25 protein-coding genes are annotated in these 23891 nt (G+C 67.8%); 17 read left to right on the top strand and 8 right to left on the bottom strand.

What is annotated here, in order from left to right; all coding sequences use genetic code 11:
- Positions 1-375: 375 nt before the first annotated feature.
- Both ACQPYH_RS31820 and ACQPYH_RS31815 read right to left on the bottom strand, forming a co-directional pair.
- The gene (locus tag ACQPYH_RS31820; RefSeq protein WP_432878852.1) at positions 376-1059 is read right to left on the bottom strand and encodes a FadR/GntR family transcriptional regulator; all 684 of its coding nucleotides are present in this window, start codon (positions 1057-1059) and stop codon (positions 376-378) included.
- Positions 1056-2174 (bottom strand): L-talarate/galactarate dehydratase, encoded by a 1119-nt coding sequence (locus tag ACQPYH_RS31815; protein ID WP_432878849.1) that lies wholly within the window; start codon positions 2172-2174, stop codon positions 1056-1058. Before ACQPYH_RS31815 ends, ACQPYH_RS31820 begins: the two co-directional genes overlap by 4 nt.
- Positions 2175-2331: 157 nt before the next feature.
- Between ACQPYH_RS31815 and glsA the strand changes: the two genes are divergently transcribed.
- The gene (gene glsA / locus ACQPYH_RS31810; RefSeq protein WP_432878846.1) at positions 2332-3765 is read left to right on the top strand and encodes a glutaminase A; all 1434 of its coding nucleotides are present in this window, start codon (positions 2332-2334) and stop codon (positions 3763-3765) included.
- A gap of 109 nt (positions 3766-3874) precedes the next feature.
- On the opposite strand, the gene glmS is transcribed toward glsA, so the two are convergent.
- From glmS to nucS, 3 genes are all read right to left on the bottom strand, one after another.
- On the bottom strand, positions 3875-5695 hold the full coding sequence (gene glmS, locus ACQPYH_RS31805; RefSeq protein ID WP_432878844.1) for a glutamine--fructose-6-phosphate transaminase (isomerizing): 1821 nt from the start codon (positions 5693-5695) through the stop codon (positions 3875-3877).
- A 32-nt stretch (positions 5696-5727) separates the two neighbouring features.
- Complete coding sequence (locus tag ACQPYH_RS31800; RefSeq protein ID WP_242000878.1) at positions 5728-6012, bottom strand: hypothetical protein; 285 nt, start codon at positions 6010-6012, stop codon at positions 5728-5730.
- A 78-nt stretch (positions 6013-6090) separates the two neighbouring features.
- The gene (gene nucS, locus ACQPYH_RS31795; RefSeq protein ID WP_130448766.1) at positions 6091-6750 is read right to left on the bottom strand and encodes an endonuclease NucS; all 660 of its coding nucleotides are present in this window, start codon (positions 6748-6750) and stop codon (positions 6091-6093) included.
- A 61-nt stretch (positions 6751-6811) separates the two neighbouring features.
- On the opposite strand from nucS, the gene ACQPYH_RS31790 reads away from it, so the two are divergent.
- The 4 genes from ACQPYH_RS31790 to ACQPYH_RS31775 all read left to right on the top strand — a co-directional run bounded on the left by ACQPYH_RS31790 (position 6812) and on the right by ACQPYH_RS31775 (position 10296).
- Positions 6812-7123, top strand: a complete 312-nt coding sequence (locus tag ACQPYH_RS31790) for a hypothetical protein (RefSeq protein WP_432878841.1) — start codon at positions 6812-6814, stop codon at positions 7121-7123.
- Entirely contained in the window at positions 7120-8001 is an 882-nt protein-coding gene (locus ACQPYH_RS31785) for a class I SAM-dependent methyltransferase (RefSeq protein ID WP_432878839.1), read from the top strand. The genes ACQPYH_RS31790 and ACQPYH_RS31785 overlap by 4 nt, the downstream gene beginning before the upstream one ends.
- On the top strand, positions 7971-8453 hold the full coding sequence (locus ACQPYH_RS31780) for an NUDIX hydrolase (protein ID WP_432878836.1): 483 nt from the start codon (positions 7971-7973) through the stop codon (positions 8451-8453). The genes ACQPYH_RS31785 and ACQPYH_RS31780 overlap by 31 nt, the downstream gene beginning before the upstream one ends.
- A 64-nt stretch (positions 8454-8517) precedes the next feature.
- Positions 8518-10296 (top strand): 3-hydroxyacyl-CoA dehydrogenase family protein, encoded by a 1779-nt coding sequence (locus ACQPYH_RS31775; RefSeq protein WP_432878834.1) that lies wholly within the window; start codon positions 8518-8520, stop codon positions 10294-10296.
- A 5-nt stretch (positions 10297-10301) separates the two neighbouring features.
- Here the strand turns inward: ACQPYH_RS31775 and ACQPYH_RS31770 are convergent, their stop codons facing one another.
- Positions 10302-11084 carry a phytanoyl-CoA dioxygenase family protein gene (locus ACQPYH_RS31770; RefSeq protein WP_432878831.1) on the bottom strand — a complete coding sequence of 261 codons (783 nt, stop codon included), beginning with the start codon at positions 11082-11084 and terminating at the stop codon, positions 10302-10304.
- 50 nt (positions 11085-11134) lie between these two features.
- Here ACQPYH_RS31770 and ACQPYH_RS31765 point away from each other — a divergent pair, with 50 nt between their 5' ends.
- The 4 genes from ACQPYH_RS31765 to ACQPYH_RS31750 are packed head-to-tail and all read left to right on the top strand — an operon-like array spanning position 11135 to position 14376.
- On the top strand, positions 11135-11932 hold the full coding sequence (locus ACQPYH_RS31765) for a helix-turn-helix domain-containing protein (RefSeq protein WP_432878828.1): 798 nt from the start codon (positions 11135-11137) through the stop codon (positions 11930-11932).
- A gap of 10 nt (positions 11933-11942) precedes the next feature.
- Complete coding sequence (locus tag ACQPYH_RS31760) at positions 11943-12800, top strand: ABC transporter substrate-binding protein (protein WP_432878825.1); 858 nt, start codon at positions 11943-11945, stop codon at positions 12798-12800.
- Positions 12797-13648, top strand: coding sequence for an amino acid ABC transporter permease (locus ACQPYH_RS31755; protein WP_432878823.1), 852 nt, complete (start codon positions 12797-12799; stop codon positions 13646-13648). Before ACQPYH_RS31760 ends, ACQPYH_RS31755 begins: the two co-directional genes overlap by 4 nt.
- The gene (locus tag ACQPYH_RS31750; protein WP_432878821.1) at positions 13645-14376 is read left to right on the top strand and encodes an amino acid ABC transporter ATP-binding protein; all 732 of its coding nucleotides are present in this window, start codon (positions 13645-13647) and stop codon (positions 14374-14376) included. The genes ACQPYH_RS31755 and ACQPYH_RS31750 overlap by 4 nt, the downstream gene beginning before the upstream one ends.
- A 4-nt stretch (positions 14377-14380) precedes the next feature.
- On the opposite strand, the gene ACQPYH_RS31745 is transcribed toward ACQPYH_RS31750, so the two are convergent.
- Positions 14381-15028: a response regulator gene (locus ACQPYH_RS31745; protein WP_432878818.1), complete on the bottom strand. Its 648-nt coding sequence runs from the start codon at positions 15026-15028 to the stop codon at positions 14381-14383.
- Positions 14980-16278, bottom strand: coding sequence for a sensor histidine kinase (locus tag ACQPYH_RS31740; RefSeq protein ID WP_432878817.1), 1299 nt, complete (start codon positions 16276-16278; stop codon positions 14980-14982). The genes ACQPYH_RS31745 and ACQPYH_RS31740 overlap by 49 nt, the downstream gene beginning before the upstream one ends.
- A gap of 131 nt (positions 16279-16409) precedes the next feature.
- Between ACQPYH_RS31740 and ACQPYH_RS31735 the strand changes: the two genes are divergently transcribed.
- The 8 genes from ACQPYH_RS31735 (at position 16410) to ACQPYH_RS31700 (ending at position 23884) form a co-directional block, all read left to right on the top strand.
- Positions 16410-17429 carry a fatty acid desaturase family protein gene (locus ACQPYH_RS31735; RefSeq protein ID WP_432878814.1) on the top strand — a complete coding sequence of 340 codons (1020 nt, stop codon included), beginning with the start codon at positions 16410-16412 and terminating at the stop codon, positions 17427-17429.
- Positions 17430-17478: 49 nt separating this feature from the next.
- Positions 17479-17772, top strand: a complete 294-nt coding sequence (locus ACQPYH_RS31730; RefSeq protein ID WP_432878812.1) for a hypothetical protein — start codon at positions 17479-17481, stop codon at positions 17770-17772.
- 12 nt (positions 17773-17784) lie between these two features.
- Entirely contained in the window at positions 17785-18552 is a 768-nt protein-coding gene (locus ACQPYH_RS31725; protein WP_432878810.1) for an alpha/beta fold hydrolase, read from the top strand.
- Between the two features lie 106 nt (positions 18553-18658).
- Positions 18659-19765, top strand: a complete 1107-nt coding sequence (locus ACQPYH_RS31720) for an exo-beta-N-acetylmuramidase NamZ family protein (RefSeq protein ID WP_432878807.1) — start codon at positions 18659-18661, stop codon at positions 19763-19765.
- Positions 19762-20754 carry a GNAT family N-acetyltransferase gene (locus ACQPYH_RS31715; protein WP_432878804.1) on the top strand — a complete coding sequence of 331 codons (993 nt, stop codon included), beginning with the start codon at positions 19762-19764 and terminating at the stop codon, positions 20752-20754. Before ACQPYH_RS31720 ends, ACQPYH_RS31715 begins: the two co-directional genes overlap by 4 nt.
- 9 nt (positions 20755-20763) lie before the next feature.
- Complete coding sequence (locus ACQPYH_RS31710; protein ID WP_432878801.1) at positions 20764-22077, top strand: extracellular solute-binding protein; 1314 nt, start codon at positions 20764-20766, stop codon at positions 22075-22077.
- Positions 22074-23012: a carbohydrate ABC transporter permease gene (locus tag ACQPYH_RS31705; protein ID WP_432878799.1), complete on the top strand. Its 939-nt coding sequence runs from the start codon at positions 22074-22076 to the stop codon at positions 23010-23012. The genes ACQPYH_RS31710 and ACQPYH_RS31705 overlap by 4 nt, the downstream gene beginning before the upstream one ends.
- Positions 23009-23884, top strand: coding sequence for a carbohydrate ABC transporter permease (locus ACQPYH_RS31700; RefSeq protein WP_432878796.1), 876 nt, complete (start codon positions 23009-23011; stop codon positions 23882-23884). Before ACQPYH_RS31705 ends, ACQPYH_RS31700 begins: the two co-directional genes overlap by 4 nt.
- Positions 23885-23891: the final 7 nt, after the last annotated feature.

The raw sequence follows: 23891 nt of genomic DNA, 5'->3' as shown, positions 1-23891 counted from the left end.
GGGCCGAGGGTGCTGGGCGGGTTGGTGGGTTTGGGGCCGAGGGTGCTGGGCGGGTTGGTGGGTTTGGGGCCGAGGGTGCTGGGCGGGTTGGTGGGTTTGGGGCCGAGGGTGCTGGGCGGGTTGGTGGGTTTGGGGCCGAGGGTGCTGGGCGGGTTGGTGGGTTTGGGGCCGAGGGTGCTGGGCGGGTTGGTGGGTTTGGGGCCGAGGGTGCTGGGCGGGTTGGTGGGTTTGGGGCCGAGGGTGCTGGGCGGGTTGGTGGGTTTGGGGCCGAGGGTGCTGGGCGGGTTGGTGGGTTTGGGGCCGAGGGTGCTGGGCGGGTTGGTGGGTTTGGGGCCGAGGGTGCTGGGCGGGTTGGTGGGTCTGCAGCTGACGGCGCTAGTTGGGTTGGTGGGTTTGGAGGCGGTGGCGGGTGCTTGACAGGTGGACGCGCATTGCCGCGCGTGCCGATTCGGGGTCGGCGTGCTTGATCGCTGCGTGGATGTTTTCGTGTTCGTGGATCACTCGGGTCAGGTGGTCCGGGTCGGACATCTCGTAGGCCGGGTCGAGTCGGGTCCGCGGCAGCATGATCATCATCGGGCCGAGCTCCGCGATCAGGTCGGAGTAGAAGCGGTTGCCTGAAGCAACTGCTACCTTCAGGTGGAACGCGAAGTCCGCCTCCACCGACCGCGCCGGGTCGTCCCCGATCCGCCGGTATTCGTCCAGCGCCCGCTCGATCCCCTTCAGTTGGTATACCGTCCGTCGGCCCGCCGCCAGCCCAGCCGCCTCGCTCTCCACGCCGATCCGGAAGTCCATCAGCTCCAGCACGTCCCGGTGCGATCGCACCTCGCGCAGTCCCGACGTACGCTCCGGGACCTCCAGCACGAACGAGCCGCGGCCCTGGAACGTCTCCACGAGCCCGGCCGCCTGCAACCGGGAGACAGCTTCACGTACGACGGTCCGGCTGACGCCGAACTCTTCGACCAGGCTGTTCTCACCCGGCAGCTTCTCGCCGGGCGCGATCTCCCCGCTCAGAATTCGTTGCTTCAGCTCCTCGACGATTTGGTATGCCAAACCGTTCATCGGCCGAACTCGCAACTGTCGACCGTCCACCGCGCACACTGCTCGCTGGTCGTGAAGCCGAGGCCAGGCCGGTCCGGCACGAGCATGCGGCCGTCGACCGTCTCCAGACGCTCGTTGAACAAGGGGTTCAGCCACTCGAAATGCTCGACCCAGGGTTCGCGCGGATAAGCGGCCGCGAGGTGCAGGTGGATCTCCATCGCGAAGTGCGGAGCCAGCTGAAGACCGTTGTGATCGGCAAGCATCGCCAATTTGAGGAACGGCGTGATGCCACCGATCCGCGGTGCGTCCGGCTGGATGATGTCGGCGGCCCGCGCCTCGATCAGCCGGACGTGTTCGCCGACGCTGGACAGCATCTCGCCGGTCGCGATCGGAGTGTCCAACGCCGCGGCAAGCTCCGCATGACCGACCGCGTCGTACGCATCGAGCGGCTCCTCGATCCACACCAGGTTGAACTGCTCGAGCACGCGGCCGAAACGCAGCGCTGTCGGGCGGTCCCACTGCTGGTTCGCGTCGACCATCAGCGGTACGTCGTCGCCGAGGTGCTCGCGAGCGGCGCGGACCCGTTCGAGGTCGATCCGGGTCTCGGGCTGACCGACCTTGATCTTGATCCCGCCGATGCCGTCGGCCAGCGATTTCGAGGCGCGTTCCTTGACCTCCTCGATCGGCGCATGCAGGAAGCCGCCGGAGGTGTTGTACGCGCGGACTGAGTCCCGATGCGCACCGAGCAGTTTGGCCAGCGGGAGGTCGGCCCGCTTCGCCTTGAGGTCCCAGAGAGCGATGTCGATCGCCGCGATCGCCTGCGTCGCGACCCCGGACCGGCCAACCGACGCGCCGGCCCAGAGCAGCTTGTCGTACACCTTGCCGATATCCGACGGGTCCTCGCCGATCAGCCCCGCCGCGATCTCCTTCGCATGTGCGTACTGCGCCGGTCCGCCGGCGCGCTTGGAGTAGCTGAACCCGATCCCGTGCTGTTCCTGCTCGGTCGCGATCTCCGCGAACAGGAACACGATCTCGGTCATCGGCCGCTGCCGCCCGGTCAGCACCTTGGCGTCGCTGATCGGCTGGTCGAGCGGAAGAACCACGGACGAAAGCTTCACCTGGCGGATGCGATCCATGGCCAGTGATCGTACAAGTCATCAACTTGTCCAACAAGAGCGCCGATTGACGTCTCCGTAACACCAGGTGACTCATGCGGAAACACGAGTCGGACAGGCTGCTCACTCGCCGACAGCGTCGTCGCGTGACCACATCTGCCTGGGGAAGGAAGTCGCGATGGATGTGTCGGAGTCCGAGCTCCTGCGTACGTTCACGTCGGTGGACAAGGACGACAACGGCCGGATCTGGGCCTGGGAACTGCTCGCGAAGCTGGGACAGGTGGGGGTCCAGCCCGACGATGCGCGCGTCCGCGCGGCACTCGCTGACGTCGGCCGCCCGGTGGGGATCGACATCCAGCCGGTGGAGATCGACTTCCGGCAGTACGCCGAGATCGCGCAGCACGGCGACGGCGTGGTGTATCGAGCCCTGGGCGGCGAATTGGCCGTCCCGCCGGACGAGTTCCGCGAGTACGTGCGCGGCATCGAGGCGATGTACGCCGACCTGCTGCCGAACCGAGACGGCGAGGTCGCCGACTACATCCCGACGCTGCGGGACGCCGATCCGGAGCGGTTCGGGATCGCGATCTGTACGGCGGACGGGCAGGTGTTCTCGATCGGCGACACGGCGGACGAGTTCAGCGTCCAGTCGACGTCGAAGCCGTTCAACTATGCGATCGCGCTGGAACAGCTCGGGCCGGAGGAAGTGCATCGCTGGGTCGGCCAGGAGCAGAGCGGCGGCCCCTTCAACGATCCCGCTCTGTCGCTGGGCCGAGACGGCAGGCCGCGCAACCCGATGATCAACGCCGGAGCGATCGGTACCCTCGCGCTGGTTGACACCGGCAAAGAGCAGTCGGACCGGTTCACCACTGTCCGGGATACCTGGGCGGCGATGACGGGCAAACGACCGCAGTTGCATGGTGCGACGTTCCTGGCCGAGCGTGATACCGGGTTCGGGAACGTCAGGTTCGCGAACGGGCTCATGCAGGCCAACAAGCTCAGAGGGGCCCGGCCGAACGATCGGCGCGCTCCGGAAGACGCTGTCGAGTTCTACACGATGGTCTGCTCGCTCACGATGGACGCCGAGCAGCTGGCCAAAGCCGGTGCGACGCTCGCGAACGGCGGAGTCGCGCCGAGCGGCGTGCGCGTGTTCTCTCCGGAGACCGCTGGGCGCGTGCTGGCCGTGATGGGGCACAGCGGGATGTACGACGGCTCCGGGGAGTTCTCCGACCGGGTCGGGCTGCCGGCCAAGAGCGGTGTGTCCGGCAACGTCATGATGGTGGTGCCGTCGAAAGGGCTGGCGGTGGTGACGTATTCGCCCCGCCTGGACCCGACAGGCAATTCGGTCCGTGGCGTCGAGGTCTGCAAACGCTTCGTCAACGAGTTCGGCCTCCACCCGTACCGCGACCTCGGCGCCGACCGCAGCCGACCCGGCCACCAGCTCAACGAAGCAGACCGACGAGCCGAGGCCGCAAGCGCAGCAGACCGCGCGCTAACCGGCCTGGCCAGGCCGGGAACCACCGGTCCGGGTGCAGGCACGTCGCAGACCGTCGCGGCCGAGCGCGCCGGAGCGGTCCCGACCCGCCACGCCACCCAGCAGGTCCGCCAAGTCTGACAACTGCGGACAGGCGGATCTGCAGGCCATCACAATGCAGCGGCCCCCGTCGCGCTGAGCGTGGCGGGGGCCGCGGTGGTGCAGTTGTGGTGGCTTGCAGATCCGGGTGCTACTCGACGGTGACGGACTTGGCCAGGTTGCGGGGCTTGTCGACGTCGTGGCCTAGGGCTACGGCTGCGTAGTACGCGATGATCTGGAGGGGGATCGTCAGCAGGATCGGGTCGAGTTCGGCCTCGTTCTTCGGTACGACGATCTTGGCCGCGACGCCGTCCGGTACGTCGACGCCCGGGTGCGTGACGACGTACAGCGGACCCGACCGCGCGCCGATCTCGTGCAGGGCGCCGATGTTGCGGTCGAGCAGCTCGTCGTCGGGGACGATCGCGACGCTCGGGACGTCCGGGGAGATCAGCGCGAGCGGACCGTGCTTGAGCTCGGAGGTCTGGTACGCCTCGGCGTGCCGGTACGAGATCTCCTTCAGCTTCTGCGCGCCTTCCCGCGCGACCGGGTACCCGCGGGTCCGACCGACGAAGAACAGCGATTCGTGCTTGGCGAGCCGGCCGGCGATCTTGGCCAGTTCCTCTTCCTGCGCGACGATCGCGGCGATGTCCTCGGGCAGCTTCTTCAGGCCGTCGATCAGCCGGCGGCCGTCGGCGGGGGAGACGTCGCGGATCCGGCCGAGGTGGATGCCGAGCATCGCGAACCCGACCGCCATGTTCGTCAGCGCCTTGGTCGACGCGACCGAGACCTCCGGGCCGGCGTGCAGGTACACACCGCCGTCGACCTCACGGGCGATGCTCGAGCCGACCGCGTTCACCAGGCCGATCACGCGACCGCCCTTACGCTTCAGCTCCTGCACCGCGACCAGCGTGTCCAGGGTTTCACCGGACTGCGATACGGCGACGTACAGCGTGTCTCGCTCGACGACCGGGTTGCGGTAGCGGAACTCCGACGCGGGCTCCGCGTCGGCGGGGATCCGCGCGACCTCCTCGATGAACTGCGCGCCCATCTGACCCGCGTAGTACGCCGAACCGCAGCCGAGGATCTTGACCCGCTTGATCTCGCGCGCCTCGCGGGCGTCCATGTTCAGGCCGCCGAGGTGCACGGTGTGGAAACGCTCGTCCAGGCGACCGCGGATGGCGCGGCCGACCGCGTCCGGCTGCTCGTGGATCTCCTTCATCATGAAGTGCTCGTGCAGACCGCGCTCGTACTCGTCGGCCTCCCACTCGACCGTCTTCGCGGTCTTGGTGGTCGGCGCGGCGTCCTGCGTGAACGTGCGGTACCCGTCGGCGCGGACGGTCGCCATCTCGCCGTCGTCCAAGTACACGACCTGGCGGGTGTAGCGGATCAGCGCGGCCGCGTCGGAGGCGACGTGCATCTCGCCGTCGCCGATGCCGAGGATCAGCGGGCTGCCGTTGCGGGCGACCACGATCCGGTCCGGGAAGTCGAGGTCGATGACGGCGATGCCGTACGTGCCCTCGATCCGGCGCAGCGCGGCCATCACCTTCTCCTCGAGCGTGGCGCCCTCGGACTGCTCGATCAGGTGCGCGAGCACCTCGGTGTCGGTCTCGGAGCGCAGCTTGACGCCCGCGTCCTCGAGCTGGGTGCGCAGCGCGCCGGCGTTGTCGAAGATGCCGTTGTGGACGACGGCGATCCGCTCGTTGCCGCTGGCGTGCGGGTGCGCGTTGTCCTTGCTCGGACCGCCGTGGGTCGCCCACCGGGTGTGGCCGATGCCGAGCTTGCCGCCGAACCGCTTCGGCAGCGACGCCTCCAGCTCACGGACGCGGCCGGCGTCCTTGTGCACCTTCAGCTCGCTGGAGCCCAGTACGGCGACACCCGCCGAGTCGTAGCCCCGGTACTCGAGCCGGGCCAGTCCGTCCACCAGGATGGGCGCGGCCGGCTTGGTGCCGACGTACCCGACGATTCCGCACATGTAGTGGGTGCCTTTCGAAAGGGTTGGTCCCGTCAGCCGTAGACGATCCGTCGGAGCTGCCGGGCGGAGAGTTCGGGTGAGCGGACCGGCCAGTGCCGGAGCTCGGCGCCGAGGCGGGCGAAGATCTCGTCGTTGCGGGCGCCGTAGGTCTGCAACTCACGGTGCCGGCGCCGGACGTAGTCCTCGGTCGTCTCGGTGAAATAGGCCAGTACGTCGGCGACCACGCGCCGCGCGACATCCGCCGACAGGCCGGTCGTCCGGCTGACCTGATCGGCCAGCTCGTCCACCGGCTCCACAGCCGCCGCCTCACTGATCACCCGACCACCATGCAGTGTTTTCGAGGTCACTGCAAAGCTTCTGCCCGAAATCGGGCAAATTCTCTGATTTGTCAGGATCTAGAAGAGCCGGAGTACGTCGGATTCCATGCCGCGGAGGGCGTCGTAGTCGACGGTGACGCATTCGAGGCCTCGGTCGGTGGCCAGGAACTGGGCCTGGGGTTTGATGAGTTGGGCGGCGAAGATGCCGCGGACCGGAGCCAGCAACGGGTCGCGGTTGAGGAGTTCGACGTACCGGGTCAGCTGCTCGACGCCGTCGATCTCGCCGCGGCGTTTGATCTCGACGGCGACGTGCTTGCCGTCGGCGTCGCGGCACAGCAGGTCGACCGGGCCGATCGCGGTCGGGTACTCGCGGCGTACCAGCGTCCAGCCCTCGCCGAAGGTCTGGACGTGCTCGGCGAGCAGCTCCTGCAGGTGCGCCTCGACGCCGTCCTTGATCAGGCCGGGGTCGGTACCGAGCTCGTACGAGGTGTCGCTGTGCACCTCCTCGAGCGTGATCCGGAGCTCCTCACCAGCTTTGTTGGTGACGCTCCAGACCCCCTCTTCCTCGGTCAGCTTGCACGGCGGCGACATCCAGTTCAGCGGTTTGTACGACCCGCCGTCGGCGTGGATCAGCACGGATCCGTCCGCCTTCACCATCAGCAGCCGCGGCGCCATCGGCAGATGAGCCGTCAGCCGCCCCGAGTAGTCGACAGAACAAGTAGCAATCACCAAGCGCACGAGAAAGCACCGTAGTGCACTGGCCGTCAGGAGTGGGAGGGTGGTGAGCATGATGCCGAAGGTGAGCGATCAGGCAGTCGCGGCGTACGACGTCGTGGCGGCCGAACTGGAGTCGGCCGGAGTGGTCCGGGGCAGCATGTTCGGTATGCCCTGTCTCAAGGTCGGCAAGAAGGTGCTCGCGGGGATGTTCGGCGACGCCATGACGTTCAAACTGCCGCCGGAACCGCGGGAGAAGGCACTCGCGCTGCCCGGCGCCGAGCCATTCGACCCCGGGATGGGCCGGCCGATGAAGGAGTGGGTCATGATCCCGCTGGCGCAGTCGGAGGCCTGGCCGGAGTACGCCGCCGAGGCATTGGAGTACGTCGGCCGATGAATCTCATGTGTCCGGCGCGGATCCTGCTGCTGCCCGGTGATGTCCAGGAAGCGGCGGTCGGCGAGCGGGTCGCCCAGGTGTACGCCGGAACGTTCGAAGCGGCAGCGGGATCCCGCCTGGCGGAGCGCCTCGGCGTACGGCTGACCGTCGTACCCGAGCTGACCCAGCGGCCGGACGAGGAGCTGCAGTCGATCGCGGACCTGCATCGCGGCGAGACCGTCGTCGTGCTCGGCGTCGATCTCGGCCTGCGGTTGCCAGCGACCGTCGAGCACACCGGCGACGGCTGGACGCGGGTTGCGACCGACAACGAGGTCACGCTGTCGGCGTACGAGCAGGCCGCGGAGAAATTCCGCGACTCGATCCCGACCGCGGCCAATGACCAGTTGATCGATCTACTCGGCGAGCGCGTCGGCCCCGGCGCGCGGGTGCTCGAGATCGGCAGCGGGACCGGACGCGATGCGCTCGAGCTGGAACGCCGCGGTTTCGTCGTACGCCGGACCGACGCGACCCAGGCGTTCATCGAGATGATGCGGGCCGACGGGCACGCCGTCGACCGGCTGAATGCGCTCACCGACGACTTCGGCGGACCGTACGACGCGGTCTTCGCGGACGCGGTGTTCTTGCACTTCGACCGCCCCGGCCTGGCCCAGGTACTGCGGAAGGCGGCGCGATCTGCCCCGGTGCTGGCGTTCGCGACGCGCGAGGGCAAAGGCGAGGAATGGTCCGACCGCAACCTCGACCTACCGAGGCATTTCGTCCTCTGGCAGGAGGACGCGTTGCGTGAGGTGCTGACGAGCACCGGCTGGGAAGTGCGGCGATTGGACCGCGGTGAGGGCAAATTCGGGATGTGGTTCTACGTGCTGGCGACGCGCGCATGATCCGGGCGGGTGTCGTACTGCTCACCGACCAGGGGATCGCCGCGATCGAGCGCGTGCGGGACGGGATGACGTACTACGTTCTGCCCGGCGGCCAGGTCGAAGAAGGTGAGAGCCCGGCCGAGACTGCGCGGCGTGAGATCTACGAGGAGCTCGGGCTGCTGGTCAAGATCCGCAGCGTCGTCGCGGTCGTGCACTTCGGCGACAGTACGCAGCACTACTTCTGCGCTGACGTCATCGGCGGCGAGTTCGGCACCGGCGACGGCCCGGAGATGACGAGCCCGGCCGAGTCCGAGCGGGGGAGCTACCGCGCGGTCTGGCTGTCGCTGCCCGAGCTCGCCGGACGGGACCTGCGGCCGCGGCCGATCGCGACGGCACTCCTGGCCGCGCCGGATCCGCTCTGGTTGCTGGACGGCTGGATGGAGACCCCGGTCGTGTACGACGAGAACGTGTGAGCTTGGCCTCGCCGGTGCTGCAACTCATGGGCGGACCACTATCCGGACTGGCATAGTGCAAGGCATGGCTCGGGAATTGACGACGGTGGGTGTGGTGGGTCTCGGCACGATGGGCGCCGGGATCGCCGAGGTGTTCGCGCGCAACGGCCTGACGGTGGTAGGCGTCGAGCGTGACGAGGAAGCCGCCGAACGCGGCCGCGGCCACATCCAGCACTCGACCGACCGGGCCGTGAAGCGCGGCAAGCTGTCCGTCGAGGACCAGCAGGCGCTGTTCGACCGGGTCACGTTCGCCACCTCGATGGAGGCGCTGGCCGACTGCGACCTGGTGATCGAGGCCGTCGTCGAGCGGCTCGAGCTGAAGCGCGAGATCTTCGCCGCGCTGGACAAGATCGTCGGCGAGGACGCGATCCTCGCGACCAACACGTCGTCGTTGTCGGTCACCGAGATCTCCGTCGCCACCCAGCGCCCGCGCCGCGTCGTCGGCATGCACTTCTTCAACCCGGCGCCGGTGCAGGAGTTCGTCGAGGTGATCAAGACCGTCGTCACCGAGCCGGACGTGGTCGACGACGTACAGGCCCTGGCTCGCCGCCTCGACAAGGTGCCGGTGGTCGCGGCCGACCGGGCCGGCTTCATCGCCAACGCGCTGCTGTTCGGCTACCTGAACCACGCGGTCTCGATGGTCGAGTCCCGCTACGCCACGCGTGAGGACGTCGACGCGGCGATGCGGCTCGGCTGCGGGTATCCGATGGGTCCGCTGGCGCTGCTCGACCTGATCGGGCTCGACACGGCGTACGAGATCCTCGACACGATGTACAAGCAGGGACGCAACCGGCTGCATGCGCCGGCGCCGATCCTCAAGCAGATGGTCACCGCCGGGCTGCTCGGCCGGAAGACCGGGCGCGGCTTCTACACCTACGAGGGTCCGGACTCGCCGGTCGTGGTCGACGACGAGAGCACCCCTTCAACCGCCGGTGGTGCCCCAGCGGTCCGCCCGATCAAGCAGATCGGCGTGGTCGGCTCCGGCACGATGGCGGTCGGCATCGTCGAGGTCTGCGCCAAGGCCGGGTACGACGTCCTGTACGTTGCCCGCGGCACCGAAAAGGTCGACCGGGTCCGCGCGACGCTGGAACGCTCGCTGGAGAAGGGCGTCCAGCGCGGCAAGCTGTCCTCCGACGAGCGCGACGCCGCGCTGCGCCGGGTGACCGGTACGGCGAAGCTCGACGATCTGGCCACGGTCGACCTGGTGGTCGAGGCCGTGGTCGAGGAGCTCAGCGTCAAGCAGGCGCTGTTCGAGACGTTCGACGAGATCTGCAAGCCGGGCGCGATCCTGGCGACCACGACCTCATCGCTGCCGGTGATCGACCTTGCGATGGCGACCAAGCGGCCGTCCGACGTGGTCGGCCTGCACTTCTTCAACCCCGCGCCGGTGATGCAGCTGGTCGAGGTTGTCAGCACGGTCAGCACCGCGCTCGAGGTCGCCGACACGGTGGCCGCCGTAGCCGTTGCCGCAGGCAAGCACCCGGTCCGCTGCGGCGACCGCGCCGGCTTCATCGTCAACGCGCTGCTGTTCCCGTACCTGAACGACGCGGTCCGGATGCTCGAGGCCCACTACGCCGGTGTCGATGACATCGACGCCGCGATGAAGCTCGGCTGCCGCCTTCCGATGGGCCCGTTCGCGCTCCTCGATGTGGTCGGCCTCGACGTTGCGCTCGCGATCCAGCGCACCTTGTACCTCGAGTTCCGCGAGCCCGGCTTCGCCCCCGCCCCGCTCCTCGAACACCTCGTCACCGCCGGCTACCTCGGCCGCAAGACCGGCCGAGGCTTCCGCGACTACGCCAGCTGACGGGTTTACGGCTCGGCCTGCGCGTAGTCGCCGCAGGGGCCGCCGCCGATTGCCTCGGGGAGGACTGTTTCGCGGCGGTCGAGCTTGACGAGCGGGTTGTAGAAGGCCGCGATCTCGACGCTGTCCTCGGGGATGTAGTGGAAGATCAGCGAACGGCGGAAGCGGTCGTCGGTGCCGTTCGGGCGGGAGCCGTGGACGACGCTGCCGTGGAAGAACAGGACGTCGCCGGCCTTCATCTTCGTCTGCACCTTGCTGAGCCCGTCCGGGATCGGGACCTCGACGCTGGTGAAGGACTCGGTCAGGTCGGTCGGTTCGGGGCAGACCAACTCGGTCTTGTGTGACCCCGGTACGACGGCGAGCCCGCCGTTGTCCGCGTCCACGTCATCGATCGCGATCCACGCGGCCAGACAGGTCTCCGGATCGGCGCGCAGGAATGTGTTGTCCTGGTGCAGCGCTTGCCCGCGGGCGCCCGGCGGCTTGAAGTAGAACATCGACTGGGCGGCGAGCGCGGGACCGATGAGCGCCTGCACGACATCGACGATCCGGCTGTCCAGCATCAGCTCGAGCGAGAGCCGCCCGGCCTCCAGGTCGGCACGCCGGTGCGGGTGCACGAACCGCGGGTACTTCGCCAGCGGGTCGTCCTCGGGTACGCCGTCGTCGATCGCGAGCGAGTGATCGACGGCGACCTGCTCCATGAACACGCTCTTGATCCGCTCGACCTCAGCGGAATCGAACAACTGGGGGACCTGGACGATGCCGTCCCGCTGATAGATGTCCACGACTGTCATGTATCCAGGATGCGGCGGCCAGGTGGCGGTCAGCGATACTCTATTGAGCTGTGAACCTTCGAGATCCTGCTGACTCGCCGATCCCGCTGGTCCGTCGGCTGGCGACCGGTGAGTTCGACGAAGGCCCTGACTACGCGACGTACCGGCGGCGTGGGACGACGGACTGGCTGCTGGTGCAGACGCTCGACGGCCAGGGACGATTCGGTCATGTTCGCGCCGAGCCCGGCAGCGTCACACTGGTCCGTCCTGCCACCCTCCACGACTACGCCACGGTCGGCGATCGCTGGCATTTCCTGTACGCGCACGTGAACCCGAAGCCCGACTGGCTCCCGCTGCTCGACTGGCCGGAGGTTGCTCCCGGCATCGTTCAGCTCCATCCGGCCGGCCCTACCTTCGACCGGATCGCCGACCACCTGCGCGACGCCGTACGGCATCAACGCAGCGTGCTCCCGCAGGCCGAGCAGCTGAGCGCCAACTCGCTGGAGGCTGCGCTGTTGTGGTGCGACACCCAGAACCCGAAGGCCGTCCAGATCGACGACCGGCTGCTCCGCGCGATCGAGCTCATCGACCAGGACCTGACCGCCAACCTGGACATCCCGCGGCTGGCTCGAGCGGTCAACCTGTCGGTCTCCCGCTTTGCCCACCTGTTCCGCGACCAGCTCGGCGTCGGCCCGCAACAGTTCGTCGAACGCCGCCGCCTCGACGCCGCGGCCCGCCTCCTGGAGCTCACCAGCCGCCCGGTCGCCTCGATCGCCGCACAGGTCGGCTACGCGGACCCGCTCTACTTCTCGACACGCTTCCGTCTACACACCGGATCAAGCCCCACGGCGTACCGCAAGAGGTCTTAGGCTTCTGCGCATGAGAACGCGTGCAGTGGTGGGGCTGGCGGTGCTTGCGGTCATTGGGCTCGGCGCGTGTGCGCCGGAGGACAACTCGGCGTCGGGGTCCTCGACACCGTCCGGGGCGGATGCCTGTGCGAAGGACAAGCTGGCGGTGAAGACTGCCGGCACGCTGACGGTCGGCACCGACAAGCCGGCGTACGAGCCGTGGTTCAGCAACAACGACCCGACCAACGGCAAGGGGTACGAGTCGGCCGTCACCTATGCGGTGGCGAAGAAGCTCGGGTTCGAGCAGGCCGGGGTCAAGTGGCTGACGGTGCAGTTCAACACCGCGTTCGCGCCCGGGACGAAGGCGTTCGACCTGGATGTGAACCAGGTGTCGATCTCGGAGGACCGGCGCAAGGCCGTCGACTTCTCGTCCGGGTACTACGACGTGCGGCAAACCGTGATCACGACCGCGGGCAGCAAGATCGCGAACGCGAAGTCGGTCGCCGAGCTGGTTGATGCGAAACTCGGCGCCCAGGTCGGTACGACGAGTTACACCGCGCTGCGCGACCAGGTGAAACCGAAGCAGACGCCGGCCGTGTTCGACACCAACGATCTGGCGGTGCAGGCGCTGAAGAACAAGCAGATCGACGGCATCGTGGTGGACCTGCCGACCGCGTTCTACATGACCGGGGCGCAGCTCGACAACGGCAAGATCGTCGGGCAGCTGCCGTCGACCGGGACCACCGAGCAGTTCGGGTTCGTGCTCGAGAAGGGCTCGAAGCTGACCGGCTGCATCACCCAGGCGGTCGACGCGCTCAAGACCGACGGCACGCTGGCCAACCTGCAGAAGCAGTACCTGACCGAGTCTGGCGCTCCCGAGCTGTCGTGAGCGACTGGCAACCGTCCCAGCTTCAGCGCGAGCGGATCGCGTACCGGCGCGGCCGGGCCCGGCGGTCGACGATGATCGCGGTCGTCAGCTCGGTGGTCCTGCTCGCGCTGGTTGCCGTCGGCATCGGTTCGACGCCGGGCTGGCCGCGGGTCCGGGCGACGTTCTTCGACTTCCACCGCGGGTGGGAGGCGCTCCCGGTCGTTGCCCAAGGCCTCTGGTTGAACATCCGGGTGATGCTGATCTGCGCCGTACTCATCGTGATCTTCGGTATGACGCTGGCGATCATGCGCACGTTGCGCGGCCCGATCTTCTTCCCGTTGCGCGTGTTCGCGGCCACCTACACGGACGTGTTCCGCGGCCTCCCGTTGTTGCTGGTGATCTTCCTCCTCGGCTTCGGCGTACCGGCGCTGCAGTTGCGGGGGCTGCCGAACCAGGCGGTGATCTGGGGCGGGGCGGCGCTCGTGCTGACCTACTCGTCGTACGTCGCTGAGGTGTTCCGCGCCGGCATCGAATCGGTGCATCCGTCGCAGCGGGCGGCGGCGCGCTCGCTCGGGCTGACGTATCGCCAGACGCTGCGCTTCGTCGTACTCCCACAGGCCGTACGCCGGGTGATGCCGCCGTTGCTGAACGACTTCGTCAGTCTGCAGAAGGACTCCGGTCTGATCGCAGTCCTCGGCGTGATCGACGCGATCCGCGCAGCGCAGCTGGAGACGGCCGAGGACTTCAACTTCACGCCGTACGTCGTGGCCGGCCTGCTGTTCGTCGCGCTGACGATCCCGCTGACCCGTCTGACCGACTACGTCGCCCGCCGCCAAGGTTGGTACGGCGGGGGAGGTGGTCCGGTGTGAGTCTGCTGTCCTTGCGTGGAGTACGGAAGGTGTACGGCGAGAACGTCGTACTGGACGGGTTCGATCTGGACGTCGACGCGGGGGAGTGCGTCGTACTGATCGGCGCATCCGGGTCCGGGAAGTCGACGTTGCTGCGGTGCGTGAACCTGCTCGAGACGGTCGACGACGGCGTGGTCGAGCTGGCCGGCGTGGACATCACGGATCCGCGCGTCGACGCCGACAACGTGCGATCGGGGATCGGCATCGTGTTCCAGTCGTACAACCTCTTCCCGCATCTCAGCGTGCTCGACAACATCACGCTGGCGCCGATCCGCGTGCACGGCGTACCGCGGGACGTCGCGCGGGCACGCGCGCTGGAGATGCTGGAGCGGGTCGGGCTGGCCGAGAAGGCCACGGCCAAGCCGGATGAGTTGTCCGGCGGTCAGCAGCAGCGGGCGGCGATCGCCCGCGCGATGGTGAATTCACCGCAGCTGATGCTGCTCGACGAGGTGACGTCGGCGCTCGACCCGGAGCTCGTCGGCGAGGTCCTGGACCTGCTCCGCGAGCTCAAGTCCGAGGGCATGACGATGCTCGTCTGCACGCACGAGATGGCCTTCGCCCGCGACGTCGCGGACCGGGTCTGCTTCCTCCACCAGGGCCGTCCGCTCGAGGTCGGCCCGCCCACTCAGGTCCTGGACGCGCCGCACGAGCCGCGCACCCAGGAGTTCCTCCGCCGGATCCGGACCTGACTACTCAGCGCGACGACAGATAGGTCAGTACGGCGATCACGCGGCGGTTGTCGTCCTCGGACGGCGGCAGGTCGAGCTTCGAGAAGATGTTGTTCGTGTGCTTGCTGACCGCCTTCTCGGTGACGAACAGCGCGCCGGCGATCGCGGCGTTCGAGCGTCCCTCGGCCATCAGACCGAGGACCTCGGACTCGCGCGGCGTGAGCCGGCCGATCGGTTCGTCGCGGGTGTTGCGGGCCAGCAGTTGACCGATCACGTCCGGGTCCATCGCGGTACCGCCGGCCGCGACCCGGCGTACCGCGTCGAGGAACTCGGCGACGTTCGACACCCGGTCCTTCAGCAGGTACCCGACGCCGCCGCCCCCGCCGGTGAGGAGCTCGCGCGCGTACAGCTGCTCGACGTACTGCGAGAGCACCAGGATCGGCAGACCGGGGACCTGGCTGCGGGCCTCGATCGCCGCCTTCAGGCCCTCGTCGGTGAACGTCGGCGGCAGCCGGACGTCGACCACGGCAACGTCCGGCCGGTGCTCCACGAGGGCGGGCACCAGCCGGGGTCCGTTGTCGACCGCCTCCACGACCTCGAAGTCGTGCGCCTCCAGCAGGCGGATCAGGCCGTCCCGGAGGAGGGCGTGGTCTTCAGCGATGAGGACTCGCAAGGCAGCTCCATGATCACGGTGGTCGGCCCGGCGCTCGGGCTCACCACGGTCAACGTACCGTCGAAGGCGGCCAGCCGCCTTTCGATACCGTACAGACCGCCGCCGGGCCTGATCACGGCACCGCCGACGCCGTCGTCGCCGACGATCATGTGCAGCTTCTCGTCCTCGTGGGTGATCTGGATCCACGCGGTGGTCGCGGCGGAGTACTTGACCGTGTTCGCGAGGCATTCGGCCACCGCGAAGTACGCCGCGGACTCGACCGGCGCGGGCGGACGGCCCGGGACGTCGTACATGACGTCGACCTTGAACGGGCAGGACATCGCCAGCGCCCTGACCGCGCCGTCGAGACCGCGGTCGGCCAGCACCGGCGGGTGGATCCCGCGGACCAGGTCGCGCAGCTCGGACAGCGCCGTACTCGCGGACTCGCGGGCCTCGGTCAAGAGGGCCGCTGCCTGGGCCGGGTCGCGGGCGACCATCTCCTCGGCCATGCCGAGGTTCATGCTCAGGGCGGCCAGGCGGGCCTGGGCGCCGTCGTGCAGGTCGCGCTCGATCCGGCGCAGCTCGGCCGCCTGGGTGTCGACGGTCTCGGCGCGTGACTCGGCCAGCTCGCGGACCCGCATCGCCAGCCTGGCGCTCTCGGTCGGGCCGAGCAGCGAGCGGGCCAGGAACGCGTTCGCCTTCAGCAGCCGCTCGCCGGCGGCCTGCCAGATCAGGAACGCGATCAGCGCGACCGGCATCAGCAGGAAGCTGGTCCAGAAGTTCACGGTCAGCAGTCCGCCGAACGGCTCGGTGAACACGCCCTCCGGCGTCACGCCGACGAGCAGCGGGTAGACCAGGTAGAAGAGCATGGCCAGGAAGAGGACTGCGCTCAGCAGGCACAGCGTGAACCCGAGCACGGCGTTCACGAGCAGCCAGATGATGTCCCGCCAGGTCTGCGGGTCGGTGAGGATGGTCCGCAGCCGCATCAGCATGCCGGGCATCGGGGGCTTCTTGTACGGGCGGGGGATCCGCTCGCCGAGGAAGCCCGCGAGGATCGTCCGGTGGCAGTTGGCGAACCAGCGCGCGGCCGGCACCACCACGAGCAGCAGCGGGATGCCGACCCAGACCGCGATCAGCGGCACCGACACGACGCTCAGCACGAACAGAGCGATCCCCAGCTCGGCCAGGATCGCCAGGAACAGCGCGATCCAGGGCTGGGCGAGCTTGGGATACCGCATCGGCGGCGCTTCGGTGGTCACGACGGTGCTCATGCCTCCATCATGACTCAGCGTGTGCTCAGGCGCGGTGGACTTAACTCCCCTCTGGCCGGAGGGCTGCCACCCCCCGGCATCTGGGTAGTAGCGCTCATGTTTTCCGCGGTGCCGAGGATGAGGCTGGATGCATGACAGCGACAGTGACCCCACCAGGGACCAAGGGTAGTGATTTCTCACCTCTGCTCCGGGAGATCAAGGCGGCCGGCCTGCTGGAGCGCCGTACGGCGTCGTACGCGATGGCGATCGGGATCAACGTGGCGCTGATGGCGTTGACCTGGGCCGCGATCGCCGCGATCGGCGCCTCGTGGTGGGTGGTGCTGCTCGCCCTCCCGCTGGGGATCCTGACCACCCGGGCCGCGTTCTTCGGGCATGACGCCGGACATCAGCAGATCGCCAGCTCGCGCAAGCTGCACGACTGGATCGGGATGCTGCACGGCAACGTCGTACTCGGGATGAGCTACGCCTGGTGGAACGACAAGCACAACCGTCACCACGCCAACCCGAACCACACCGACAAGGACCCGGATGTCGGCGAGGGCGTGTTCGTCTGGACGCTCCAGCAGGCCGAGGGCCGCAAGGGTCTGGAGGGCTGGCTCACCCGCAACCAGGCGCGGGTCTTCTTCCCGCTGCTCACGCTGGAGGGCTTCAACCTCAAGGTGTCGAGCATCCGCTTCCTGCTCGCGCGTCGTCGTACGCATCAGCTCGAGCTCGGCCTGATGGCCGCGCACGTGGTGCTGTACCTGACCGCGCTGTTCCTGATCATGTCGCCGGCCCAGGCGCTGGTGTTCGCGCTGGTGCATCACATGGTGTTCGGGCTGCATCTCGGCAGCGTGTTCGCGCCGAACCACAAGGGCATGGAGATGCCCGACGACGACAGCAACTGGGGTCACCTCGAGAAGCAGGTCCTCACGTCCCGCAACGTCAACGGCAGTCTGGTCACCGACTGGATGATGGGCGGACTCAACTACCAGATCGAGCACCACCTCTTCCCGAGCATGCCGCGAGCCAACCTCCGCTTCGCCCAGCCGATCGTTCGCGCGTACTGCGAACGCATCGGAATGCCCTATCTTTCAACGGGTTTGATCGACTCGTACCGAATGGGGTTGCGCCACATGCACGAGGTCGGCGAGGAACTTCGCGCCGCCTGAGCTGTTGCTGCTGGGGTGACCTAGGTCATACGGCTAGCCTTGAGGGGCTATGTCGCGCAGAAGGCCTTCCAAGTGGCAGCGGCCGGTCAGTGACCGGCCGCTGCTCGGTGGTACCCAGTCGCGTGAGGAGAAGGCCGGCGGTGAGTGGAACGTCCGGCGGGTCTCGGGGTCCGCGTCCGCCAAGTCGTACCGTTGCCCGGGCTGCGACCAGCTGATCCCGCCCGTCACCCCGCATGTCGTGGTGTGGCCGGACAACCCGAGCCTGCTCGGCGCGATCGGCGGCGCCCAATCGCTCGACGAGCGGCGCCACTGGCACACCGCGTGCTGGCAACGGAGCCGCTGAAAGGGTGTCTGCATGAAGCTTCCGGTCACGTCGTACGGCGACAGCGGTACGCCGGTCGTGGTGATGCACGGGCTGTTCGGCTCGGGGCGGAACTGGATGACCGCCGCGCGCCGGCTCGCCGACAAGCACCGGGTGTTCGCCTTCGACCTGCGCAACCACGGGACCTCGCCGCACGTCGACACGATGAGCTACCCGGAGATGGCCGCCGACGTCCGCGAGACGATCGAGTCGCTCGGGGTCGGGCCGGTCGCGCTGGTCGGGCACTCGATGGGTGGCAAGACCGCGATGCTGACCGCTCTTTCGTATCCAGAGGTCGTCGAGCGCCTAGTTGTGGTTGACGCGGCTCCGGTGGTGTATCCGCCGGCGTTCGTCGAGTATGCGCAGGCGATGCGGAACGCCGATCTGTCGTCGGTGACGCGGCGCGCTGACGTGGACGCGCAGCTGGTGGACACCGTATCCACTGCGGGGACCCGTGCGTTTCTGCTGCAGAACTTGATCCTCGATGCTGACGGCGCTCGGTGGCGGCCGAACCTTCCGGTGATCGAGGCCGCGCTGCCGGCTATCTCCGGCTGGCCCGCGGAGGCTGCCGGCCTGCGGTACGACGGGCCGACGCTGTTCATCTTCGGCGGGAAGTCCGACTACGTGCAGCAGGACCATCGCGCGACGATCGCCGCCTACTTCCCGCACGTGCAGTACGCCGAGGTTCCCGAGGCCGGGCACTGGGTGCACGCCGAGCGGCTCGACGACTTCCTCGCCGCGCTCACGCCGTTCCTTGGATGACTCTGGTAAACGTTTGTCGGTAATCCATTGACCTCCGCCTGACAACATCGGTAAGTTTTCAACCCAGTTCCTGCAGGATCCAAGATCTGGGTTGGTGGTGGCGGCGATGGTGGTCCGGACCGGCGCGCAGCGTCTGGCCGAGGACCGGGGGCTGGTGCCCGACGGGCGCCTGGGACTGATCACGAACTTCACCGGCGTACTGCCGGACCTCACGCCGACCTCGGTCGCGTTGCGTGCGGCCGGTCTGCCGTTGACGGCGTTGTTCGGTCCCGAGCACGGCCTCCGCGGTACCGCGCAAGCGGGTGCGAGTGAAGGCGAGGGAGTCGATCCCGATACCGGGCTCCCTGTCTTCGACACCTACCTGCGGCAGGGGCGGGAGCTCGACGACCTGTTCTCGGGTGTCGACGTCCTGCTGTTCGACATCCAGGACATCGGGACGAGGTTCTACACCTACGTCTGGACGATGTACGACTGCCAGCAGGCGGCGGCGCGGCTTGGTATGCCATTTGTCGTCCTCGACCGGCCGAACCCGCTCGGCGGTGTCCGGGTCGAAGGTCCGCTGCTGCAGCCGGGGTTCGAGAGTTTCGTCGGACGGGCGCCGATTCCCTTGCGACACGGGCTGACCGTCGGCGAGCTGGCCCGACAGTTGGGTACGGCAACGGTCATCCCGGTGGAGGGCTGGACGCGCTCGTCGTCCGGGACCGGTATGCCATGGGTGCCGCCGTCGCCGAACATGCCGACGCCGGACACAGCTTTGGTATACCCCGGGACGGGCTTGTTCGAGGGGACGAACCTCAGCGAAGGCCGCGGTACGACGCGACCGTTCGAGACGATCGGGGCGCCGTACGTCGACGATCGGCTCGTGCCGGCGTTGTCCGCGTGTGGGTTGCCCGGCGTGATCTTCCGGCGGACCTGGTTCGAGCCGGTGTTCAGCAAGTACGCCGGTCAGGCGGTGTCCGGCGTACAGCTTCATGTTGTCGATCGGGACGCGTTCGAGCCGGTGCGGACCGCGCTGGTGATGCTTCGGGTGCTGAACGAGCTGTATCCGGACGACTTCGGGATGCTGCCGTCACTCGACCGGCTGTGGGGTTCGGACTCGCTGCGGAAGGCGCTCGAGGCCGGCGACGACCCGGTCGATCTCTTGCCTGCAGCAACCACACCGGCGGGTTGGGTGCGGCCCGGCGTACTGCTCTACGAAGGGGCTGCTCGATGACGATCCCGGACGTGACGATCCGCTCGTTCCAGGTCGGCGACGGACCGGCGTTGGCTTCAGCGTGGACGGCTGCGGCGCCGGCCGATCCGATCAGCTACCCGCGGTTCCGTGACCTGTTCCTGCTCGACCGCAACTTCGACGCGGCCGGTCTGCAGGTGGCCGTGATCAATGATCAGATCGTCGGCGCGGCGTACGCGGTCCGGCGGTTGATCGCGGTCGACGCGGACGATCTCGAGCCGGCGGCCGGGTGGATCCCGTTCTTCTTCGTGCATCCGGAGTACCGGGGTCGCGGGATCGGCCGCTCGTTGTTGTCGGCGGCCATGGATTGGCTGCGGTCGCACGGGCGGTCCGAGGTCTTCTTCTCGTCGTACACGCCGAACTACTTCCTCCCCGGCCTCGACAGCGCTCGCTACCCGTCCGCCGCTCGGTTGCTGGCCGACCTCGGCTTCGAGCGGCAGTACGACGCCGTCGCGATGGATCGCGGATTGATCGGGTATGCCATTCCGGACGAGGTCCGCAAGCGGATCGATGCGCTGACGGCCGAGGGCTACAGCTTTGGTATACCAACCGACGACGAGCTGACCGCGCTGATCACGATCGCCGGCGCGGAGTTCAACCCGGACTGGGCCCGCGCGATCCGCGAGGGCGTCGTGTCCGGTCTGCCACTGGATCGCATCGTCGTGGCTCGCCGTCCTGGTCCAACACCGTCGAGCCGGGCGATCCTCGGCTGGGCGATGCACGGCACGTACGAAGGGGTGATCGACCGCTTCGGGCCGTTCGGCGTACTGCCGGCCTCGCGCGGCACCGGGCTAGGGAAGGTGCTGCTGCACCTGACGCTCGAACGGATGGTTGCCGCCGGCGCCCACTCGGCCTGGTTCCTGTGGACCGGCGAGAAGTCCGCGGCCGGGCAGCTGTACCTGAAGACGGGGTTCGACATCACCCGCACGTTCACCATCCTCCGGGCGCCTCTTGCCCGGTCCGACGCTTAAGGAACACACATGCCCATTTTCAGTAGGCTCAGTTCGAAGGGACTGCGACTCGCGGTCGTTGCCGGGCTGCTGGCCTCGGCCGCCGCCTGTGGCGGCAGCGGCGACTCGGGCGGTGGCGGCGGCAAGGTCGAGCTGACGCTGCTCAGCCACTACAGCGACGGCCCGTCGAAGGACGGGCTCGATAAGATGATCGCCCAGTGGAACAAGGACAACCCGAAGATCCAGGTCAAGGCGCAGGTGGTCAAGTTCGACGATCTGCTCACCACGATGACGGTCCGGCAGACCGGCGGCCGCGGCGCGGACATCGTCAGCGCCTACGGCTTGTGGGGCGGTCAGCTGATGAAGGCGAACGTCGTGGCGAAGGTGCCGGACGACATCGCGACCAAGATCAAGGCGGAATACAGCCCGGCCGCGCTCGGCGCCGTGACCACCGGCGACACGCTGCTCGGCTATCCGACCGAGCTGAACACCTACGTGCTCTTCTACAACAAGAAGATCCTCGCCGCGGCCGGCATCACCAAGCCGCCGACGACCTGGGCCGAGCTCGCCGACGACGCGAAGAAGACCGTGAAGCGGGATGCCAAGGGCAACATCCAGGTCGAGGGCCTGAGTCTGATCCAGGACGGCGACAACAAGTCGGTGCACCCGTTCCTGTCGCTGCTCGACTCGGCCGGCGGCAAGTTCCTCGGCGCGGACGGCACACCGCAGTTCGACAACGACCAGGGCAAGGCGGCGCTGAAGTTCGAGGGCGACCTGGCGGCCGCGAAGGCGTCGAACGCCTCGATCTCGCCGACCAAGCAGTTCCGCAGCGGCGGTGTCGCGATGGCCATCCAGGCCGGCTGGTGGATCGGCAGCCTCAAGACCCAGATGAAGGACAAGTACGCCTCGGACGTCGGCGTGACAGCGATCCCCGGACCGACTCCGGGGAGCAAGGGTTCGCTGGCGTACGGGTTCTTCATGGGCGTGAACCAGCGCAGCAAGCACGCCGACGAGGCGTGGAAGTTCCTGACCTGGATGAACGAGCACAAGGCTTCCCCGAGCAATGGCACGGCCGGCGATGTCACCGAGACCGGTAAGTGGCTCGCCGACCAGGGCCTGATCCCACCGCGGACGGCGGACCAGGCGGAGTACAAGAAGTCGTTGTCCGACCCGAACCTGGCGCCGATCTACGACGCGGCGACGTACGCGATGGCGGAGCCGAACCAGCCGGGTGCGTACGAGGCGAAGACCGCGCTGCACAACGCGATCATGACGGTGCTTGCCGATGGCAAGAATCCGGACGATGCGCTGGCGCAGGCGGCGAAGGCCGTCAAGCCGCAATGACGACCGCGGTCAGCAGGGTCGGTGCCGTCGCGGCACCGGCCCGGCGGGTCGGGAAGCTGCACCGCGAGGGGCTGGCGGCGTACCTGTTCCTCTCGCCGGCGCTGCTCTTCTTCTGCGTGTTCCTGATCCTGCCGTTCATCTTCGCGATCGTGCTGGCGTTCTCGGACTGGGGCGGGTTCGACCTCAGCACGCTGAAGTGGGCGGGCTTCTCGAACTTCGGCGACGTGCTGAGCTTCGACGGGACCTTCGTCAAGCCGATCCTCGTCAACACGTTGCTGTTCGCGTTCGGATCGGTGTTCCTGGCAACGTTCGGCTCGGTTCTGGTTGCCTACTGCATCGACCGGTTGTCGTTCCAGGGGTTCTGGCGGGTGCTGTACTTCCTCCCGGTCGTTGCCACGGTCGTTGCGATCGGCAACGTGTGGAAGATGATGTACCAGCCGGCCGGCCTGATCAACGCAGTACTGAACAAGCTCGGTGTGAACAGCGTCGGCTTCCTGTCCGATTCGTCGTACGCGTTGCCGTCGGTGACCGTCGTCCATGCGTGGGCCTCGATCGGCGGTGCCGTGCTGATCCTGACCGCCGGCCTGAAGGCGATCCCGGAGATGTACTACGAGGCCGCCGAGGTGGACGGGGCGAACTCGTGGCACATGTTCTGGTCGATCACGCTGCCGTTGCTGCGGCCGGCGTTGCTGTTCGTGCTGATCACGCAGTTCATCGGCGGGTTGCAGTCGTTCGCGTTGATCATCGTGATGACGGGTGACGGCGGGCCGGTGAACGCGACCAACGTGGCGGCGTTCGAGATGTACCAGCGGGCGTTCAAGTTCGGCGCGTGGGGGACGGCCAGTGCGATGGCGATGGTGCTGTTCGTGATCATTTTGGCGATCACGTTGCTGCAGTTGTGGATCGCTCGGCGGCGCGGAGAGGAGACCTCGTGAAGCGGCGCGGCAAGTTTCCGTGGTTCGCGTACCTGGTGGTGATCCTCGGCGGAGTGGCGATGGTGATGCCGTTCCTCGACATGGTGATGAGCTCGTTCAAGGGGCCGGGGGAGTACGGCGTCATTCCGTACAAGCTGCTGCCTCAGTCGTTCAACTTCGACAACTATCGCGACGCCTTCTCGCAGCTGGAGCTTGGCCGGCTGTTCCGGAACAGCGTGATCGTGACGGTGTCGGTGACGATCTCGGTGCTGGTGACGTCGTCGATGGCCGGTTATGCGCTGGCGAAGCTGCGGTTCCGCGGCCGGGCGGTGATCTTCCGGTTCATCCTCGCGACGATGATGCTGCCGCCGTTCCTGCTGCTGATCCCGACGTTCCTGATCATGCTGAACTGGCCGCTTGCCGGTGGCAACGACATCCTCGGCCGCGGCGGCGACGGCGGACTGACGACGAGTCTGATCGCGCTGATCCTGCCGTTCGCGGTCAGCGGGTTCGGCATCTTCCTGATGCGGCAGTTCATGGTGTCGCTGCCGGACGAGATGCTCGAGGCAGCCAAGATCGACGGCGCGAACCAGTGGCAGACCTGGCGGCTGATCGTGCTGCCGCAGACGAAGCCGGTGGCGATCACGCTCGGACTGATCACGTTCATCGGGACCTGGAACGAGTACATCTGGACGCTGCTGATCTCGTCCTCGGATCCCTCGCTGCAGACCCTGCCGGTCGGCATCCAGCTGCTGCAGAGCTTCCTCGACCCGGACCGCACGATGCCGATCGTGATGGCCGGGCTGGTGATCAGCACGCTGCCGGTGCTGGTCGTGTTCCTGCTGTTCCAGAAGTACTACGTGCGCGGCGTCGTACTCAGTGGCCTGAAATGAGGGAGAC

Origin of the sequence: Kribbella sp. CA-245084, assembly GCF_050942355.1 — a bacterium.
Classification (GTDB): domain Bacteria; phylum Actinomycetota; class Actinomycetes; order Propionibacteriales; family Kribbellaceae; genus Kribbella.
The sequence above is the reverse complement of the archived record's forward strand: the minus strand, read 5'-3'. Positions and strand labels throughout refer to the sequence as shown.